This is a genomic window from Cutibacterium sp. LaCa_255 (assembly GCF_057458005.1).
On the sequence record NZ_CP190956.1, the window covers coordinates 2,006,961 to 2,026,294 of the forward strand.

Consider the following 19,334-nt stretch of genomic DNA (forward strand, 5'->3'; position numbering starts at 1 on the left):
CGTGACAGACAGATCCTCCGCCGCCACCGCGGCCCAACGCGTCCCCGGACGCTGGAAGGCCCTCGCCGTCCTCGCCGCCGGGCTCTCACTCATCATCCTGGACGGGACGATTGTCGGTGTCGCCCTGCCGACGATGATCTCGGCCCTCGACCTGGACCTCACTGACGCACAGTGGGTCAACGCCATCTACAACGTCATCTTCGCCGCTCTGCTGCTTGGCGCCGGGCGTCTCGGTGACCGGGTTGGCCGTCGTACCACCTTCGCCGCCGGTGTCGTGCTTTTCGTCGGAGGCTCCTTGCTCGCCGCGATGGCGTCAGGTTCTGGTTCACTCATCGCCTCGCGTGCCGTCCAGGGTGTTGGTGGTGCGCTGGTGCTGCCGTCCACCCTGTCCTCGGTGAACTCGCTGTTCCAGGGCAAGGACCGCGCCGCGGCTTTCGGCATCTGGGGCGCCGTCATGAGCGGTATGGCCGCTCTCGGCCCGCTGCTCGGTGGAGTCCTGACCGAGTACGCCTCCTGGCGCTGGATCTTCTGGGTCAACCTGCCCTTGGGTCTGCTCGTGCTGGCGGGAATCGCCGCATGGGTGCCACAGACTCGTGGCAAGCAGGCCGAGAAGGGCGTTGACGTCGACGGTCTGCTCACCTCGGCCATCGGCTTCGGCCTGCTCGTCTTCGGCCTCATCGAGGCCACCTCGCTCGGCTGGTGGACCAAGAAGGAGCCCCTCAAGGTCTTCGGCTGGTCGTGGCCGGAGAGCTGGTCGATGTCCCCGGTGCCGTGGGCGATCGCCATCGGTCTGGTCTTCATCGCACTGTTCATCGTGTGGAAAAGCCACCGCGCCAAGATCGGCCGTGACGCCCTGATCGACCTCACCCTGTTCCGTGTCGGCACCTTCTCCTGGGGCAACCTGACCGCAGCGACGGTGGCCATCGGTGAGTTCTCGCTGATGTTCGTACTGCCCCTGTTCCTGGTGAACTCGGTCGGTCTGTCGACGGTGCGCACTGGTGTCGTGCTGGCCGCGATGGCCCTGGGTGCCTTCTTCTCCGGGGCCTCGGCCCGTCACCTGGCAGCCCGTGTGGGAGCTCCTGGCGTCGTCGTCCTCGGGCTGGCCCTGGAAGTCGTCGGCGTCGGACTGCTGGCCTGGACGGTCGGCGCCCAGGCATCGACGTGGTTCGTCATGCTGACTCTGGTGGTCTACGGCATTGGCCTCGGCCTGGCATCGGCTCAGCTCACCTCGACGGTGTTGCATGACATTCCCCAGGAGCACTCGGGAGCGGGCTCGGCCAGCCAGTCGACGGTGCGTCAGCTCGGCTCGGCCTTCGGTGCTGCGATCGCCGGGTCTGCCCTTGGCTCTGCGATGAGCCACACCATTCCTGACGAGGTGTCCTCGACCAGCGGTGTGCCGACCAAGGTGCTCGACAAGCTGGTCCGGGCCACCCAGGACTCGGCTGGATCCGCCATCACCGGACTGCGCAACGCCTCTCCTGACAGCCCGTTCATCCGTTCACTGGGTGACGCCCGGAACGCCGTCATCCACGGCCTCGAGACTGGTTTTGCACACGCGGCGGCATGGTCGATCGGGTTCTCCGCACTCTTCCTGGTGCTCGGCCTGCTCGGATCCTTCATGGTCATGCGTCAGGCCCGAAGGCAGGAGGCGTGACAACGCACGGGGACGCTGTCGGCCCCGAGGAATACCCTGAGCGGAATCCTTGGTCGCACCTGACCGGTGATGGTTTCTGGAAGGGCGTTCAGCATGGCATCAAGCATGACAGTGCCGCAGTGGCTGCGCAGGCTGTTGCGTCATCCCGAGCGTGCGACACCGAAAGACCTTCGCGATCTCTTCGCGATGGTGGACGACTCCGACCGGATTGTCCCGATGTACCGAGGCCGAGACAATGGCCGGTGGCGTCAGGAGATCGCGGCCCTCAAGCGTGAGGGTGACTACGAACAGGCGTTGATCCTGGCATCCGGATGCATGTTCTCGATGATCTCGATGGCACGGGAGGCCCCTGACACCGCCGACGAGTCCTGGGTCATCGAGGTGGCGAAGATCCTCCACAGGATGAGGTGCTACCCCGAGGAGGCGCGGACGATCGAGTTCTGGCTCAACCTGGGTATCGAGTCCTATCGGATCGACGAACACCTAGACCTGCGGAAACGTCGGGCCAAGGCCCAGGAACTGTGGGCCAAGGTGGAGGAACGCGACGCCACGGAATACCACGAGGAATGGAAACGTCTAGTGGAAGCCGGCAAGCGGACGAAGGACACCATGTCCTTGGACTGGCCCGTCGTTAGTCAGCCCCCGGCGCCGCACACCGTGGCCCCCATCCGGAAGGGCCGCGCGACACGAACGCCTCGGCATTCCAGACTGATTCCCTCACCGGAACAGATGGCCTGCGACACCTTCGTCGCCGTGGACTTCGAGACGGCCAACCGGCAGGGCGGGGTGTCCGCATGTCAGCTCGCCATGGTCAGGGTGAGTGAAGGCCGAATCGTCGACCGATTCAACTCCCTGCTGCGTCCTCCTCCCGGATGGGACGCTTTCCAGTTCACCTACCTGCACGGCATCTCCGCAGCAGATGTCCAGCACTCCCCGATGTGGCCTGCGGTGGCCGACGAGATTTCGGAATTTGTCGCCGGCTCCCCCGTCTACGCTCACAATGCCATGTTCGACTCTCGGGTGTGGCGCCAGCTCGACGAGTACTTCGGCACTGTCACCCTGCCGTCCCCGTTCTTCTGCTCCTACCGGACGGCCCAACGCCTCATCCGTGGTCTGCCCAATTACAAGCTTCCGACGGTACTTCAGGCCTGTGAACCGAATTACCACCTGAATCACCACCGGGCGGACTCCGACGCCGAGGCGTGCGCCCTCATCGTCTGCCAATTGCAGCGACTGGCCAGCCAACTCTGACCTCTTGCCCCAGCCGGTACCCGCCGGGTACTACACGGAGCTGCCAAAAACTGCCCGGAACCGGCGATGGTGACGTTGCCATCGCCGGTTTTTGGCAGCTCCGTGTATCAGGACTGCGGGTTGACCGGGGCCCACTCCGGACCAGTCTCGGCAAGCTTGGCGTCCAGCTTCCGGAAGATCGGGCTGGGCTTGACCAGCAGGGTTCCGACCGCGATCTCGCGACGTCCCCACGAAGCCTTCTCCGAAGCGTAGTCACCCATGAGGATGGGGGCAGCACCGTCGGTCTCGACGAGCTCGGGCTGGGCCGCCCACACGCCTTCGCCACCCAGCGCCTCGTAGATCTTCTGGGCCGAGTGCGGCATGAACGGGGTGAGCATGGTGTTGACGTCACTGACGACCTGAAGGGCCACGTGCAGCACGGTGTTGCGGCGCTCCAGGTTGTCCTTGAGCTTCCAAGGCTCCTGGGCGGAGATGTAGGCGTTGGCCAGTCCGACGATCCTCATGGCCTCGGTGATGGCGGCCTTGAACTTGGCGTGGGCCAGCAGGTCCCCAACGGTGTCGAATCCGCCAGCCGAGGCGTCCAACAGTTCGCGATCGGCGTCGGTCAGCTCACCGGCAGCCGGGATCTCGCCACAGTTCTTGAAGGCCATCGAGATGGACCGGTTGACGAGGTTGCCCCACTCATTGGCCAGCTCGAAGTTCACCCGCCGGACGAACTCCTCCCAGGTGAAGTCGGTGTCCTGATTCTCCGGGCCGGCCACCGCGATGAAGTAACGCAGGGCGTCTGGTCCGAACTCACGCAGGAAGTCCCCGACGAAGATGGTGGCACCACGCGAGTTCGAGACCTTCGAACCACTCATCGTGAGGAACTCACTGGAGACGATCTCGGTCGGCAGGTCGAGGATGCCGAGCTCCGCGGAAGGCTCGCCTCCCTTGTCACCACGTCCGTTGGTGCCCAACAGAATGCCGGGCCAGATGACGGAGTGAAAGACGATGTTGTCCTTGCCCATGAAGTAGTAGGAGCGGGCATCATCGTCGTTCCAGAACTCGCGCCAAGCATCTGGCTTGCCGATGCGCCGGGCCCACTCGATGGAGGACGACAGGTAGCCGATGACAGCGTCGAACCACACATAGATGCGCTTCATGGGCTCGTTCTCCCAGCCCTCGACCGGCACTTTGACGCCCCAGTCAAGATCACGGGTGATGGCGCGCGGGCGCAGCTCCTCGAGGAGGTTGTGGGAGAACTTGAGAACGTTGGGACGCCAATCGGTGCGGGTGTCGATCCAGGCCGTCAAGGACTCGGCGAGGGCGGGGAGATCGAGGAAGAAGTGCTCGGTCTCGCGGAACTCGGGAGTGGCCCCGGTGGTCTTGGAACGCGGGTTCAGCAGATCGGCCGGGTCGAGCTGACGGCCACAGTCGTCACACTGGTCACCGCGGGCGTCGTCGTACCCACAGATCGGGCAGGTGCCCTCGATGTAACGGTCTGGCAGGGTGCGGCCGGTGGACGGCTCGAAAGCACCCATCTCGGTCTTCTTGACGACGTAGCCGTTGTCGTGGAGGCGGGTGAAGATCTCCTGGGTGACGTGAGCGTGGTTGTCCGTCATCGTCGAGGTGTACAGGTCGTAGGACAGGCCAAGGCCCTGCAGGTCAGAGGCGATGATGCGGTGATACTTCTCGGCGCACTCCTGGGCCGTGAGACCCTCCTGATCAGCCTTGACCGAGATGGCGGTGCCGTGGCAATCCGAGCCGGAGACCATGAGAACTCGGTGGCCCGACATTCGCATGTACCGGGCAAAGACGTCAGAGGGGACACCGAATCCGGACACATGGCCGATATGTCGAGGCCCATTGGCGTAGGGCCACGCGACGGCGGCAAGAATGTTGGCACACATGGTGCGAAGTCTATCGGAACGCACCCTAGCGGCCGCATCGTCCCGCGGCCGGCGTCACCGCGACGTCACCAGCGTCGGTGGGCCGTCACAAGTGGTGGTGGCCCCACCTGGCCAGCCGGTGACGGTGGTCGAAGACCTTGTCGACATCGAAGAAGCCCCGGTAGATGTGGGGGGTGTGACGCATCCCGTATCCGTCGACGTGCACTCTGCTCTGCACGACGAGGCCGAGGTCGGGCCACTGGTCCACCGTCGTGCCGTCGGACACGTCGCAGATGACGTCGAAACCAGCCTCGCGGATGACCTTCATGAGGGGCCATCCAAGGCGGCCAGGGAACCGAACGGGGTGATGTACAGGGACGTGGGGCCCAGGAGTTCGCCGACTTCCCGCTTCCATTTGGCGGTGTCATCGGTAACCCACTCCCGGGTCATCCGTTTCGAACCCAGGTCGATGTGTCCGTAGGAGTGACTGGCGAAGGTCCACCCCCGTTTCCTCATGAGGGCGATGATGGGCTTGACGGCCTCCTGTTGGGCGGCCCGGTTGCGCTCGTGACGGTCGGTTCGGTAACCCATGATGCCTTCGTACCCAGTGAGAGCCAGGGTCGCGGCCGCCCCGTTGAGGCTGAATTCAGGATGGGCACGCAGGTACCCGTCGAGCAGTCCGACGATGCAGTTCGTGGGTTCTTTGACCTGTCTGCCGGTCGACGGGTCCTTGCCGATACTCGACAGGTGCCCGGTCGAGTCGATGATGATCCGGTCCATGAACCCCTTGCCCAGGAGGAAACGGTTGAAGCTGAGGTCGTCGATCGACAGGACGGGGGCTTGTGACCGCGAGGCACGCGCAGCTCGGGGTTGGGCACCACGGCGTGACCGCGATGCACGAAGCAGTCGGCCAGCGACACGAGGACGTAGTGACGGGCGCGCAGCTCGTCGAGCAGGGCGACGGCCTCCGACCTGGTGATGTACCAGTCGTCGAAGTCCTGCCCCTCCTCGCTGGCGAACGCCACGTGGGGGAAGGGGGATGATCTGGTGGATGAACAGATGCTGGACGGTGCCGTGGAAGGGTTCCAGGTCGGACTCGGCCCAGTGCTCGCGCACCGGTTGCCAGTCGTCGACATGGGCGGGCGAGGTCGCGGAGGTCGGCGACACGGGAGCCGCCCCTCGGCGGGTCGGCGTCCCATTCGGGGCGGTCGACGCCCCGGACTCCTCGCCGGACGAGCCGCTCGCGGCCCCTCACTGGAATTCTCCGCGCATCCGGTGAGAGCCATGAGGGTGGCCCCCATGAACCAGTCACGCCTCGAGAACCGCTTGTGCACCATGCCCACGCTTTCCCCGACCAAAGACAGGACAGTCACCTCATGGCGGCAGATATGTGTATTACCGGTATCCCCCACCATCTCGTACGACCGTACCCTGATGGAAGATCAGCTTCCACCCATGAGGGCCGCGCCGCCACAGCGACGCGCGCAACGACTCCCGCGCCCCGGACCGGTGGCGCCAGCGCAGCAGGACGGTCTGCTCGGACAGCCTCACCACGCCCAGCGCCTCGATGCCGACACGGCTTCCGAGTGTCTGACTTCGGGCCTCGGCCAGCACACGGCCCCTCGTCCAGATCCTCCCGCTCACCCCGTGTTCGACGAAGTCCTCGTCGAGCAGCTCGGTCAACGCCCTCTGACGCCGGTAGGGGTCGGGGTCGACGAGTCGGCGCTCCAAGGCGACGAGTTCGGCAGTGAGCACCTGGTCGGGATTGGCGGGGGCGGGCGGAAGGTCGAACAGCTCTGACTGGGCTTCGACGGCCTCCTGGGACCGGTCCGATCCGGGCGAGAGGGAATCGTCGGCAACTGTCATCCCCGGTCCGTGGTCGACCGGGGTGCCGTCCCGGAAAGCGGTGGCAGCGGCCCGGGCTCGCATGTCCGCGGCCTCGTTGAGGGCATGGCCCGCATGCCCCTTGACCCACTCGAAGGTGACGTCACGCCCACGCAGCTGGACGTCGATCTGCTCGAGCAGGTCACGGTTGAGGACGGGTTTTCCGTCGGCCTTGCGCCACCCCTTGCGCTTCCATCCTGGCATCCACTTGGTGCAGCAATTGATGGCGTACTGGGAGTCACACAGGATTGTCAGCGACTCGCCGAGGCCGCCGGTGGACCGTAGCAGGTCGAGGACGGCCATGAGCTCGCCCATGTTGTTCGTGCCGCGCGGCCAACCGCCCGCAGCCCAGGTGTCGTCGTCGATGTACCAGGCCCAGCCGGCTGGTCCCGGGTTGTCGAGGGAGGACCCATCGGCGGCGGCCACGATCATGACTTCTCCTGTTGGTTGGTTACTCGGTCCAGGTCGTCGATGCCGAATGCCTGCGGCAGCACCTCGGCCATCGTCTGCACCCCTGCCGGGGTGTCGATGAGCATCGTCGGACCGCCATGTTCCCACAGCAGCTGACGACACCGTCCGCACGGCATGATCGTCGCACCCATCGCATCGACGCAGCAGAAGGCGAGGAGATGTCCCCCTCCCCCGGCCACCAGATCGCTGATCAACCCGCACTCGGCACACAGGGTGACGCCGTAGCCAGCGTTCTCGACATTGCACCCGACGACGACGCGACCATCCTCGGCAAGTCCGGCCGCGCCTACAGGGAAGTGGGAGTACGGCGCATAGGCACGCTTGGTCAGTTCACGGGCGCGACGGCGCAGCGCCTCCCAGTTGACGTCCACGTCACTCCTTGATGTACGGGGTGCCGTCGGCTGCTGGCGACCTCACCTTGCCCACTAGCCCGGCGACGGCGACGATCGTCGCGATGTACGGCAGGATGAGCAGGAACTGCGAGGGCATCGGGGCGCTGATCGTCGACAGCTCGGTGGACAGCTGTGTCACGAAGCTGAAGAACAGTGCCATGACGGCAGCCAGGCCCGGACGCCAGCGGCCCATGATGAGGGCCGCCAGGGCAATGAAGCCATTACCCACCGTGATGTCCTTCGAGAAGGATCCGACGGTACCGATGGTGAAGTAAGCACCGCCCAGACCGGCGAAGACGCCACCGACAAGCACGGCCGACCAACGAACACTGGCGACGGAGATACCGACGGTGTCGGCAGCCTCGGGATGCTCACCCACGGAACGCACCCGCAGACCCCACTTGGTGCGCCACAGCAGGAACCACACCAGCGGGATGCAGAGGAAGCCGATGTACACCAAGATCGTCTGGTCGAAGAAGATGGGGCCGAAGAACGGGATCTTGGACAGCACCGGAATCGGCACCGCCTCCATAATCGGCGCAGTGTTGTACTTCTCGGCCTCGGGCGAGAGCAGCTGAGTGTAGAGGAAGCCTGTCAGGCCGGATGCGAAGAGGTTCACCACCACGCCCATGACGACCTGGTCGACGAAGTACTTGATGGTGAAGACGGCGAGCAGGGCGGCAGTCAGCACCGAGGCGATGATCGCCGCGACGATGGCCGCGAAGACCGAGTGGGTCATCGATCCGACCAGGGCCGCAGCGAAGGCTGCAGTGAGCATCTGACCCTCGATGGCGACATTGACGACGCCGGCACGCTCGCACATGACACCGCAGAGGGCGCCGAGGACCAGCGGGGTGGCCACCGACAAGGTGCCCTGCAACTGGCCGGCCACCTGGAAGGGCAGTTCACGGCCGGCGGCCGCCCAGCTCAGGAATCCGATGATGATCGCGACGCCGGCCACCACACCGGCGGTGACGGTGAGGGTGTGACGGCTACGGCCCATGAAGAAGGCAGCGGACGCCAACAGACACGCGATGGCGCTGACGAGGGCGATCGGGAAACCGGAGACGGTCAGGGTTCCCAGTTCCTTGCCGGCCAGGGCATCCGTGAAGGCGAAGTGGGCCTTGCCGGAGGTCTTGCTCAGCAGGAAGAACAGGATCACCGCCATGATGGCGATGAGCACGCCCGCCGACAGACGGTGGGTGCGACCCTCGCGGGATTCCACCCGCTCGAACTCCAGCTCCTTGTCGAGGCCCTCGCTGGCCTCGGGGGGCAGCTCCACACCAGTCTTGGTGATGTCGGACGTGGTGGGACGAGGAAAACGCGATGCCGGGCTCATGCCAGGGCCCCCTTCGTGGTGGTGTCAGCCGGGACCGGACCGCGGTCACGGTTCCTGCCTCGCTTTTCCTTGCGCGTCTTGAGGAAGGGCAGGATCGTCTTGACCAGCATCGGCGCTGCCACGAACATGACGATGACGGCCTGGATTACTCGGACGAGGTCCAGAGAGGTCTGGGTCATGGCCTGCATGCGCAGACCACCCTGGTTCATGGCTCCCCAGAACAGACCGGCCAGCACGATGCCGAGCGGCTTGGAGCGGCCCAGCAGGGCCACCGTGATGGCGTCGAAGCCGATGGTTCCGACCAGGCCGATGGACAGCTGGGTCGGGGTGGCTCCCGAGATCGGGCCCAGGGCGACCTCGACCCCGGCCATACCTGCCAGGCCACCGGAGATGACCATGGTCCAGGCGATGATCGAGTTGGTGTTCATACCGGCAGTGGCCGAGGCATTCGGGTTGGCACCGACTGCGCGGATCTGGAAGCCCAGATGGGTGCGATCCAGCAGCCACCAGGTGCCCACGGCCAGCAGCAGAGCCAGGAAGAATCCCAGGTGCAACTGGGACCCGGCCAGCCGTGGGAAGGTGGCGTTCCAGTCGACGATCGGGGCGATCGGGTCGGTACGACCAGGCATCTGGAAGGCCTTCGTCGTCAACAACCACGCCAACAGACCACTGGCGATGTAGTTGAGCATGATCGTCACGATGACCTCGTTGGCGCCAGCGCGGGCCTTGAGGACGCCGGCGATGGCACCCCAGATGGCTCCGCCCACGAAACCGGCAATCACGGCGAACAGCAGGTGGATGGGCAGCGGCAGGGAGTGGAAGTTGAATCCCACCCAGGCAGCCAGCGTCGCTCCGGCAATGGCCTGGCCCTGACCACCGATATTGAACAGGCCAGCCTTGAAGCCCAGACCGATGGCAAGACCACCACAGATGAGCGGCGCGGACTGGGCCGTCGTCGCAGTGAGGGCCTGCCAGGACCCGAAGGCTCCCTGGAACAGGGCGGCGTAGGCCGAGGAGACCTGAGCCCAGGAATCGGTCAGGGCGTCAGGACGGGAGAAGAGATAGCTCCACTCCTTGTTGATCTCCGGATCCGCAGCGACCATGACGATGGCCGAGACGATGAAGGCCAGCACGAACGCGGCAATCGTCACCCACAGGTCATTCCACCGGAAGGAGCGAGGCGGCTTGGGCTCCACCTTGGTCGCGGCAGGCGCCGTCGTCTCCTTCGACGGGGTGGGCTTCGGGGATTCGGTACTCATTCCGAGACCTCCTTGTGTCCCTTGGCGACGCTGTCACACGCCTCGTCATAACTGAATCCGGCCATCATGAGGCCGAGGACGTCGCGGGGAGTTCCCGTCGGGGCGATGCCGACGATACGACCGCGGTACATCACCGCGATGCGGTCCGACAACGCCTCGATCTCGTCGAGCTCGGTGGAAACGATGAGCACGGCGGTGCCGTTGTCCCGTTCCTCGACGATCCGCTGGTGCAGGAACTCGATGGCGCCAACGTCCACCCCACGGGTCGGCTGTGATGCCACGAGCACACTCAGCGGACGCGACAGCTCGCGAGCCAGGACGACCTTCTGCTGGTTACCACCCGACAGGGAGGACACCGGAAGCGATGCCGAGGGAGTACGGATGTCGAACTCCTCGACGCGGTCGCGGGCGTTGTCAGCGATGCGCCTGAGCTGAAGGTTGCCGTGCTTGGAGTAGGCACCCACCTGGTTCAGGATGAGGTTCTCCGCGATGGAGAACTCCCCGACGAAACCGTCACGCTGACGATCCTCAGGCACGAATCCCAGGCCAGCTCCGATGGTCTTGATCGGGGCCGCGCCGGTGGTGTCCTTGCCGTCGATGCGGATGGACCCTGAGGTCGGCTTGATGAGACCGAGCAGGGACGACGCAAGTTCGGTCTGGCCGTTGCCCTGCACACCGGCGACACCAAGGATCTCCCCGCCCTCGACGGTGAGAGAGACATTGTCGACGACGACAGATCCGAGGTCATCGGCCACCGTGAGGTTCTCGACCTCGAGACGTGGCCCGGTCGGTCTGGCCTCGTCCTTGTCGACGACCAGCTTGACGGCTCGACCCACCATCATCTCGGCAAGCTCGGCCTCGGACTGATCGGCAGAGGCCTCGCCGACGATCTTGCCGCGACGAACCACCGTGATGTCGTCAGCAATGGCACGGACCTCGCGCAGCTTGTGGGTGATGAAGACGATGGCTCGGCCCTCGTCGCGCAGCGTCTTCATGACCGCCATGAGCTCGTCGATCTCCTGCGGGGTGAGCACGGCGGTGGGCTCGTCCAAGATGAGGTACTTGGCGTCATTGGCCAGGGACTTGAGGATCTCGACGCGCTGCTGGACGCCGACCGGCAGGTTCTCGATCACCGAGTCCGGGTTGACGTCGAAGTGATAGCGATCAGACAGCTCGCGCACCTTCGAGCGGGCTCGTCCCATCGACAGCACACCGGCAGTCGATTCCTCTCGTCCGAGCACGATGTTCTCGGCCACCGTGAACACGTTGACGAGCATGAAATGCTGGTGGACCATCCCGATACCGGCCGCCATGGCCTGCTTGGGATTGTCGAAGTGCTGCTCCACGCCATCGATGTAGACCGATCCCTCGTCCGAGGGCAGCAGCCCGTACAGGATGTTCATGAGGGTCGACTTGCCGGCACCGTTCTCACCGAGCAGGCAATGGATGCGCCCGGGAACGATGTCGAGGTCGATGTGGTCGTTGGCCGTAAGCGTCCCGAATCTCTTCGTGACTCCGCGCAGACTCAGTCCTTCCTTGACTGGAGCGCGGTCGCCGGGTGGGACAGCGGTGGTGTTCATTGTCACGGGGCAGATCCTTCCACGTCTGTTCCCTGATGTCGTGTGAACCGACGACGACGCGCCGACCTCCCGTGGAGATCGGCGCGTCGTCGGCTCACGTGGTTGGCAACTCAGGAGCTGCGCGAACCGAGTTCGCGCTTCACGCTCACTTGGGCTGAGCCTTCGAGGTGATCTTGATCTTGCCGGAGGTGATGTCGGCCTTGATCGTCTTCAGCTCGTCCTTGACCTCAGCGGGGATCTTGGAGTCGAACTCGTGGAACGGGGACAGGCCGGTGCCATTGTCTTCGAGGGAGCCGATGTACGGCTTGCTGTCGAAGCTTCCGTCCTTGGCAGCCTTGATGGCGTCGAACACGGCGACGTCCATGCCCTTGTACACCGAGGTGATGATGTTGGAGCAGTAGGAGGGCTGGGTCTTGCAGCCGTCGCCGTCGACCCAGATGGCGTTGGCCTTGCCGCCGGAGGACTTCACGGCCTGCAGAGCGCCGTTGCCAGCGTTACCAGCGACCGGGAGGATGATGTCCGCACCCTGGTTGAGCAGAGCCTGAGCGGTTGTCTTACCACCAGAGACGTTCTGGAACGGGTTGGGCTGCGGAACGAACTGGCCGTCCTGCTTCTCGGCGTTCCAGCCGATGACCTGCACCGACTTGCTCTTCTGCTTGTTGTAGTAATCGACACCCTGGGCGAAGCCGTCCATGAAGATGGTCACGGTCGGGATCTTCATGCCGCCGAAGGTGGCCACCTTGCCGGTCTTGGTCAGCGAGGCGGCCAGGTAGCCGGCCTCGAAGGAGGACTGAGCGGTGTTGAAGATCAGCGGCTTGAAGTTCGACGGGGCGCCCTGAGGGTTGTCGTCGACAATGGCGAACTCGACGTTCGGGTTGGCCTTGGCAGCAGCCACGGTGGGCTTCTCGAGCAGGAATCCGACGGAGACGATGATCGAGCACTTGGCGTCAACCATGGACTGCAGGTTGGTGGCGTAGTCCTTGTCGTCCTTCGACTCCACCTTGGCGGTCTTGACACCGAGGTCGCTGGCGGCCTTGCTGAGGCCCTGCATAGAGGTCTCGTTGAAGGACTTGTCGTTGAAACCGGCGGAATCGGAGACCATGCAGGCCTTGAACTCACCAGAGTTCGAGTTGTCCTTTGCGGTCGCCGAGGTGGCGGTGGAACTCGACGAGGACCCCGAGGACGCGTCCGGAGCCTGCGCGCACGCCGACAGCGACAGCGCTGCGGCTGCAAGAACAGCGGGAATAGCGAGGTGTGACTTCTTCACGGACTGCCTCCTGGAGCAGACGATGATCCGACGAATGGGGAGCCCATGTGGCAGGTTTCGCCGATCGGGCCATCAAACTGTAACCCTTCCGTAGCGGAATCGACACCTCAACGGACAAACTGAGCCCAGGAAGTGGGAAAATGCCACCCCACTTCTCGCCGGTGCGTCCAATTCATGGGACGAATGAGGCCATCACGCGACCTGATTGACCAGGGCCTCCGCCGCGTCGATGATCGACAGCGTCTCAGGGCCCCAGTTCGCCTCCTGGCTGCGATAAGGACCGGTGGCCAGTGATATCGCCACCGCGGCGGAGCGCAATCTCAGCTCCACCGGGTCAACTCGGGAATCGAAGACGGGCACCCAGGCCGCCAAGATCTGCCGCACCCGGTCGGCCTGGACGGCATTCATGTGTTGCACCGTCGACAGATGGGCCACCAGGCAGGCGAGATCGTCGGCACGACGGCCCGGTCCGATGGTGTCGACGTCGAGAATCCCGCACACCTGACCATTCCAGACATGGATCTGACCTTCATGGAAGTCACCATGGGTGGGTTCGTTGCCCTGTGGCACACCCATCAACCCCTGGGAAATGATCCGCGCCATCCTGTCCAGGCGAGCTTGTTGATCGGGCATTGCGGCAGCGACCATGCGACAGTAATGGTCCACCGAGTCACTCCACGAGGATCGTCGGGGCAGGTCGCACACCTGCGGAGGGAGCTGGTCGAGCAGCCCGACAAGACTCTCGGCGGTGCAAGGATTCCCGAGTTCGAAGAGGGCCTTGCTGAGAGGGTGCCCCGGCAATTCGGTCAGGAAGAGCAGATTGTCGTCAGTGATCCCGGCGACGCGGGGACTCGGCACGGAAGCACGCGTGAGGAGATCATGTCGGGCCACGGTCGCCTGGAAGATGCCATCGCGTAGCACCTTGACGTAGAGGCGTCGGTTGGCGACCTCCACGCATAACACCGCGCGACGCCTGGGCCGGTACCCGATCATCCGAAGGTTGATCTGATCGGCACTGACGCGACCGTCGACCAACCCCAGGTCCGAGATGATGGCCGCCATCTGTTCGGGATAGGCGGCCCGGGACAACCCCGGCAGGTCGGGATCGTCGGGGTACCGCCACACGGCGACCTCCCGCGAGCCGTCAACGTAGATGTCCGCGCGAGAATCGGTCATCGCAGGACCACTGGCACGAGCACTCATACCAAAGAGCTCCTGCCGCTCCCCCGTCGGCCAGTGCACACGCGCCTGGTAGGTCGCTGTGGTGGACTGGCCGGGGTTGGCGTCGACATGGTCGAGGTGCCATTCCAGCAGGATCCCGCCGGCGTGCTCGACGGCCGCCTTCAGCAGTTCTTCGGCTTCCGGGCTGGTGAGCAGAACCGCCCCGTCAGCGTCCTTCCCAGGACCGCCGAGCCACGCAGGTCGTCTCACGCGCTTGCCGCCTCCCGCTGGGGGCGCGGGGCAGCAGAGGCTCCAGCGGTCACGATCGGAGCAGCCGGCGCGTCGAGCCTACGAATCCTCAGCCATGCAGCACGAAGGCCGTCGGCCTCGGTCACCGTCAGTTCGACATTGGGAGTGGGTTCCTCGTCCTCGTTCTCCTCCTCGGCCACGAAACCGACCGGGTAGAGGTGGACGTCGACCTGGGCCCCCTTGACAGGAACCTGTCCGGTCTGGGCCATGAAGTATCCGGCGACGGTGTCGTAGGGCCCCTCGGGCAGTACCAGACCGACCTTCTCCGCGAACTCCTCGATGGTCGTCAGACCGTCGATGTCACGCTGTCGGACGTGGGCCAAATCGGAGGGCTCGACGGTGTCGTACTCGTCAGTGATGTCGCCGACGATCTCCTCGACGAGGTCCTCCAAGGTGACGATGCCGGCCGTGCCGCCGTACTCGTCAAGGACGATGGCCAGGTGGGCATGGGCTCGACGCATCTCCGTGAGGGCCTTGAGCACCTTCACGGTGTCGGGCAGGGAGACGACGGTGCGCACGAGCTGGGACACCCGGCTGTTACGGATCTGGGGATCGAGCTCGAGCAGGTCACGTACGTGGACGAATCCGAGCACTCGGTCCGCCGAGCCGTCGATGACCGGGTAGCGGGAGTGGGATCCGTCCCGGACCACCTGGGCCCCCTGAACGGCCTTCATCGACCCCTGCAGGAAGTCCACCTCGGTTCGGGGCACCATGACCTCACGCAGGGACTTCTCCCCGACGGCGAAGACCTCGTCGAGGATGGTGCGCTCCTCGTCACCCAAGGTGGCCGACGAGACGACCATCGAGCGGATCTCCTCGTCGGTGACCTCCTCGCGGGCAGCTGCGGGGTCACCACCAAGGATCTTGACGACGAAATCGGTCGAGACACCCAGGAACCAGATGATCGGGCGGAACAGGGTCGCAATGCCGTTGACCATCGGGCCCAGCACCAGGGAGAACCCCTCGGCTCGTTGCATGGCCAGCCGCTTGGCGACCAGCTCTCCCAACACGATCGAGAAATAAGAAATGATGATCGTGATGATGACGAGGGCGACGGTGCCGGCAACGGAGGCCGACATTCCCCAGGACTCAAAAACCGGCGCGAGCTCATTCGCCAGTGTGGCACCACCGAATGCCGAGGCCAGGAAACCCGACAGGGTGACGCCAATCTGGACAGCAGACAGGAAGCGGTTGGGATCTGATTGCAGCTGCTGGATCGAGCGGCCGCGCGATCCACGGGTGGCCGCCAATTGCTTGACCTGGGAATCGCGGAGGCTCACCAGCGCCATCTCGGCAGCCGAGAACACTCCTCCCAGGAGGATGAACAGCAGAATGATGGCGGCGTTCTCAAGGACGTCAGCCACGGACCTTCACCATTCCTCTCGTCATGGAGGCAAGGATGAAGGTGTCGGGACTATCGCCCTCCCGGTCATCGTTGTGCATAGGACCAAGAATAAGGGTTCTGCGCGGCAAAACTCCAAGGAAGAAGTGGTCAGGGCGAAATATTGCCGCTCAGAACGTCCAAGCTCCACCACGTCGAGATCCCCGTCACAGCAAAGACGAAAACCACCTGGACCCATCGCGGACAGCTGGCCAACAGTCTCGCCACCGGCAGAAATGCCGGGAACGCGGGCAGGAGGAACCGAGCCTTCGCATTGAAGAATCCTTGCATGAGCCCCACGAAGACCACGGTGACGAGAACGTAGACCGTCAGCCAGACATTCTCCTGGCGAACCGCCGTGACGAGGCCGAGGAGGAGGTACAGGCACCATGACAGTGCGACGAGACCAAAATACCGCCAGTCACATGGCGGTTGTGACAGCTTCCCCTGAATGAATGTCCAGGTATCGGCTGGGGTACCCATCTCGCTCCCCCAGGCCTTCTGGACCAGTAGGTAGCCATTCCACTTGCCAGTTCGACAGGCGACGATGAGGAACCATGTCAGCAATCCGAGTGGGCTGAGCGCCATTCCCACGAAGCGACGCCACCGCTGGTCGCGCTGCACCGTGGAGAACACGCTCGTCAACCATGCCAGTCCAAAGACGATGCACACCGGGGCCACGGATGCCCGGAAAAGCCCCGCGGCTCCGACGCAGGCTCCAGCAAGGAGCCACCGTTCCGACAGGATGGCCAACAATCCCAGCCCGACGAGAGCGATGAACCACCCCTCGGTGTACCCCATCGACTCGACAACGGCTCGCGGCGCGGCTCCCCAGCACACCACCAGCATGACGGCCGCCGTCGGCCCCGCGATCCGTAGACCGATGGCGGTGACGACCCCGGCGGCCAGCAAGAACCCCATCTGTCCGGCGACGAAGACGGCCGGTCGAGCGGACAGACCCGTCGTCAGCATGACGGCTCGGCCCAGTGCTGGCAGGCCTGGTAGGAAGGCGAGATCGGACGACCACGGGTCAGTGTGCCCGAAGACGGTGTGTGGCCAGTGGTATCCGCCCACAGCAATGATCGAGTACCACTTCCCGTCCCATCGGGTCAGGCGCGAAATGACCTCACCGTCCGGCGCCAGGGCCGCAACAAGGACGAGGCGTTGGGTCACCCACACGAGAAGACCGACGCCGATAGTGATAAACCACCGGCATCGGTCGACGTCGTCAGGCACGGCCGGAGTCCGGCCAGTGCTCACAGGGAGTCAATGATGGCGTTGAGGGTGGTGCTGGGGCGCATGGCATCCTCCACGAGTTCCTCGTCGGGGTGGTAGTAACCGCCCATGTCCACCGGATTGCCCTGGACACCGTTGAGCTCGTCAAGGATCTGGGCCTCGCGGGCGGCCAGCTCGGTGGCCACGTCGGAGAACCGGTCGGCGAGCTCGGGGTCATCCTTTTGGGCAGCCAACTCGCTAGCCCAGTATCGGGCCAGCCAGTAGTGCGAGCCACGGTTGTCGATCTGACCGAGTTTGCGTGCGGGAGAGCGGTCGTTCTCCAGGAAGGCACCGATGGCCTTGTCCAGGGTGGCGGCGAGAACTCCGGCCTTGGTGCCATCGGTGGTCTGGTCGATGTGTTCGAGGCAGGCGCCCAGGGCGCAGAACTCGCCCAGTGAATCCCAGCGCAGGTAGTCCTCAGCGACGAACTGGGCGACGTGCTTGGGAGCCGAGCCGCCAGCACCGGTCTCGAACAGGCCGCCACCGGCCAGCAGTGGGACGACCGAGAGCATCTTGGCGCTGGTGCCGATCTCAAGGATCGGGAAGAGGTCCGTGAGGTAGTCACGCAGCACGTTGCCGGTGACCGAGATGGTGTCCTCTCCGCGACGGATGCGTTCCAGGGTGAACTTCATGGCCTCGGCGGGGGCGAGGATTCGGATGTCCAGACCCTCGGTATCGTGCTCGGGCAGGTATGCCTTGACCTTCTCGATGACCCGGGCGTCGTGGGCGCGATTCTCGTCGAGCCAGAAGACGGCCGGGGTGTTGGTGATGCGGGCTCGCTCGACGGCCAGACGCACCCAGTCGCGCACCGGGACGTCTCGCACCCGGCTCATGCGCCAGATGTCGCCCGTCTCAACCTGCTGGCTCGTCAGCACCTCGTCTCCGGACCGCACCTCGACGCGGCCATCGTGGACGACCGTGAAGGTCGTCGGGTGGGAGCCGTACTCCTCGGCCTTCTGGGCCATCAGGCCGACGTTCGGGACATCGCCCATGGTGGCAGGGTCGAGGGCGCCGTTCTGACGGCAGTCGTCCATGATCGCGGCGTACATCGTCGCGTAGCTGCGGTCGGGGATGCAGGCGAGGGTCTCCTGACGCTTACCCTCGGCATTCCACATGCAGCCGGAGTCGCGGACCACGACCGGCATCGAGGCGTCGATGATGACGAGGTTGCCGGCGTGCAGGTTGGTGATGCCGTGGTCGGAATCGACCATGGCCAGGGCCGGACGGGCCTGGAAGGCGGAATCAATGGCAGCCCTGACCTCTGCGGCGCGGTCGGTCGGGAGCTTCTCCAGACGGGCGTAGAGATCGCCCAGACCGAGATCCGGGTTGACCCCGACGGAGTCGAGATCATCGCCGTACCTGTCGAAGACGTTGGCCAGGAAGGTACGCACCGCGTGTCCGAAGAGGACCGGGTCGGAGACCTTCATCATCGTCGCCTTGAGGTGGACCGACCACAGCAGGTCCTCCTCCTTGGCCAGGGCCAAGGAGGAGGCATAGAACTCGTCGAGGGCATCGACGGACATGTAGGTGGCGTCGACGACCTCTCCCTCGAGGGTCTTGATGCCATTGGCGAGGGTGGTCTCGGAGCCGTCAGCCCCGACGAGAACGATGTCGAGGTCCTGGCCCTTGGAGACGAAGGACTCCTCGTGGTCGAAGAAGTCCCCATGATCCATGTGGGCGACGCGAGCCTTGACCTGATCGGACCACTTACCCATGCGGTGCGGATGGGCCTTGGCGTACGCCTTGACGGCGGCGGGGGCACGACGGTCAGAGTTACCCTGACGCAGCACCGGGTTGACGGCCGAGCCGAGCACGGCGGCGTAGCGGGCGGCTGTCTCCTTCTCCTCGTCGGTGGAGGGCTTGTCCGGGAAATCCGGCAGGTCGTATCCCCGGGACTGCAGCTCAGCGATCGCGGCCTTGAGCTGTGGGACGGAGGCGGAGATGTTCGGCAGCTTGATGATGTTGGCGTCAGGGGAGCCAGTGAGCTCGCCGAGCTCGGCCAGATGGTCGGCCACCTTCTGACCCTCGGCCAGACGATCCGGGAACTGAGCCAGGATTCGCCCGGCCAGGGAGATGTCCGAGGTCGTGATGTCGATACCTGATTCGTCGAGGAATCCCTCCACGATGGGCAGCAGGGAATACGACGCGAGGGCGGGGGCCTCGTCGATCTTGGTCCAGACGATGGTGGGCATGCACGAACTCCTGTGGTCGAGGGAACGCCGCGATGCGGCCGTCGAAGG

The 19,334-nt window shown here is 64.7% G+C and carries 15 protein-coding genes; 2 read left to right on the forward strand and 13 right to left on the reverse strand.

All coding sequences use genetic code 11. The features are described from left to right. The first annotated feature begins 1 nt into the window (after nucleotide 1). On the forward strand, nucleotides 2-1,654 hold the full coding sequence (locus ACP8ML_RS09120) for an MFS transporter (RefSeq protein WP_171048657.1): 1,653 nt from the start codon (nucleotides 2-4) through the stop codon (nucleotides 1,652-1,654). 729 nt (nucleotides 1,655-2,383) lie between these two features. Continuing rightward, nucleotides 2,384-2,905 carry a 3'-5' exonuclease gene (locus ACP8ML_RS09125; RefSeq protein ID WP_429830924.1) on the forward strand — a complete coding sequence of 174 codons (522 nt, stop codon included), beginning with the start codon at nucleotides 2,384-2,386 and terminating at the stop codon, nucleotides 2,903-2,905. A 107-nt stretch (nucleotides 2,906-3,012) separates the two neighbouring features. Here ACP8ML_RS09125 and metG read toward each other — a convergent pair whose 3' ends face one another. The 13 genes from metG to ACP8ML_RS09190 all read right to left on the reverse strand — a co-directional run bounded on the left by metG (nucleotide 3,013) and on the right by ACP8ML_RS09190 (nucleotide 19,286). Continuing rightward, complete coding sequence (metG, locus tag ACP8ML_RS09130; protein WP_117189660.1) at nucleotides 3,013-4,797, reverse strand: methionine--tRNA ligase; 1,785 nt, start codon at nucleotides 4,795-4,797, stop codon at nucleotides 3,013-3,015. Between the two features lie 85 nt (nucleotides 4,798-4,882). After that, a complete protein-coding gene (locus tag ACP8ML_RS09135; RefSeq protein WP_249361315.1) occupies nucleotides 4,883-5,104 on the reverse strand; it encodes a hypothetical protein in 222 nt (73 codons plus the stop codon). Continuing rightward, the gene (locus ACP8ML_RS09140) at nucleotides 5,101-5,943 is read right to left on the reverse strand and encodes a polysaccharide deacetylase family protein (RefSeq protein ID WP_249361313.1); all 843 of its coding nucleotides are present in this window, start codon (nucleotides 5,941-5,943) and stop codon (nucleotides 5,101-5,103) included. Before ACP8ML_RS09140 ends, ACP8ML_RS09135 begins: the two co-directional genes overlap by 4 nt. A 228-nt stretch (nucleotides 5,944-6,171) precedes the next feature. Continuing rightward, the gene (locus tag ACP8ML_RS09145; protein ID WP_065673804.1) at nucleotides 6,172-7,092 is read right to left on the reverse strand and encodes an RNase H family protein; all 921 of its coding nucleotides are present in this window, start codon (nucleotides 7,090-7,092) and stop codon (nucleotides 6,172-6,174) included. Then, nucleotides 7,089-7,502: a cytidine deaminase gene (locus ACP8ML_RS09150; RefSeq protein ID WP_063279522.1), complete on the reverse strand. Its 414-nt coding sequence runs from the start codon at nucleotides 7,500-7,502 to the stop codon at nucleotides 7,089-7,091. The genes ACP8ML_RS09145 and ACP8ML_RS09150 overlap by 4 nt, the downstream gene beginning before the upstream one ends. 1 nt (nucleotide 7,503) lies before the next feature. After that, the gene (locus tag ACP8ML_RS09155) at nucleotides 7,504-8,862 is read right to left on the reverse strand and encodes an ABC transporter permease (RefSeq protein WP_117189659.1); all 1,359 of its coding nucleotides are present in this window, start codon (nucleotides 8,860-8,862) and stop codon (nucleotides 7,504-7,506) included. Then, complete coding sequence (locus ACP8ML_RS09160) at nucleotides 8,859-10,121, reverse strand: ABC transporter permease (RefSeq protein WP_117189658.1); 1,263 nt, start codon at nucleotides 10,119-10,121, stop codon at nucleotides 8,859-8,861. The genes ACP8ML_RS09155 and ACP8ML_RS09160 overlap by 4 nt, the downstream gene beginning before the upstream one ends. Then, a complete protein-coding gene (locus ACP8ML_RS09165) occupies nucleotides 10,118-11,707 on the reverse strand; it encodes an ABC transporter ATP-binding protein (protein WP_063279525.1) in 1,590 nt (529 codons plus the stop codon). The genes ACP8ML_RS09160 and ACP8ML_RS09165 overlap by 4 nt, the downstream gene beginning before the upstream one ends. 139 nt (nucleotides 11,708-11,846) lie before the next feature. Next, on the reverse strand, nucleotides 11,847-12,968 hold the full coding sequence (locus tag ACP8ML_RS09170; RefSeq protein WP_171048656.1) for a BMP family lipoprotein: 1,122 nt from the start codon (nucleotides 12,966-12,968) through the stop codon (nucleotides 11,847-11,849). A gap of 192 nt (nucleotides 12,969-13,160) precedes the next feature. Continuing rightward, on the reverse strand, nucleotides 13,161-14,399 hold the full coding sequence (locus ACP8ML_RS09175; RefSeq protein WP_117189656.1) for an aminoglycoside phosphotransferase family protein: 1,239 nt from the start codon (nucleotides 14,397-14,399) through the stop codon (nucleotides 13,161-13,163). Then, the gene (locus tag ACP8ML_RS09180) at nucleotides 14,396-15,802 is read right to left on the reverse strand and encodes a hemolysin family protein (protein ID WP_117189655.1); all 1,407 of its coding nucleotides are present in this window, start codon (nucleotides 15,800-15,802) and stop codon (nucleotides 14,396-14,398) included. The genes ACP8ML_RS09175 and ACP8ML_RS09180 overlap by 4 nt, the downstream gene beginning before the upstream one ends. Before the next feature lie 128 nt (nucleotides 15,803-15,930). Beyond that, nucleotides 15,931-17,079 carry a hypothetical protein gene (locus ACP8ML_RS09185; protein WP_117189654.1) on the reverse strand — a complete coding sequence of 383 codons (1,149 nt, stop codon included), beginning with the start codon at nucleotides 17,077-17,079 and terminating at the stop codon, nucleotides 15,931-15,933. Then, entirely contained in the window at nucleotides 17,076-19,286 is a 2,211-nt protein-coding gene (locus ACP8ML_RS09190) for an NADP-dependent isocitrate dehydrogenase (RefSeq protein WP_117189653.1), read from the reverse strand. The genes ACP8ML_RS09185 and ACP8ML_RS09190 overlap by 4 nt, the downstream gene beginning before the upstream one ends. Nucleotides 19,287-19,334: the final 48 nt, after the last annotated feature.

What these genes read in the sequence shown, in the direction of transcription:
- ACP8ML_RS09190 (WP_117189653.1), bottom strand. Translation starts at nt 19,286, where the DNA reads ATGCCCACCATCGTCTGGACCAAGATCGACGAGGCCCCCGCCCTCGCG.
- ACP8ML_RS09155 (WP_117189659.1), bottom strand. Translation starts at nt 8,862, where the DNA reads ATGAGCCCGGCATCGCGTTTTCCTCGTCCCACCACGTCCGACATCACC.
- ACP8ML_RS09145 (WP_065673804.1), bottom strand. Translation starts at nt 7,092, where the DNA reads ATGATCGTGGCCGCCGCCGATGGGTCCTCCCTCGACAACCCGGGACCA.
- ACP8ML_RS09125 (WP_429830924.1), top strand. Translation starts at nt 2,384, where the DNA reads ATGGCCTGCGACACCTTCGTCGCCGTGGACTTCGAGACGGCCAACCGG.
- ACP8ML_RS09160 (WP_117189658.1), bottom strand. Translation starts at nt 10,121, where the DNA reads ATGAGTACCGAATCCCCGAAGCCCACCCCGTCGAAGGAGACGACGGCG.
- metG (WP_117189660.1), bottom strand. Translation starts at nt 4,797, where the DNA reads ATGTGTGCCAACATTCTTGCCGCCGTCGCGTGGCCCTACGCCAATGGG.
- ACP8ML_RS09135 (WP_249361315.1), bottom strand. Translation starts at nt 5,104, where the DNA reads ATGAAGGTCATCCGCGAGGCTGGTTTCGACGTCATCTGCGACGTGTCC.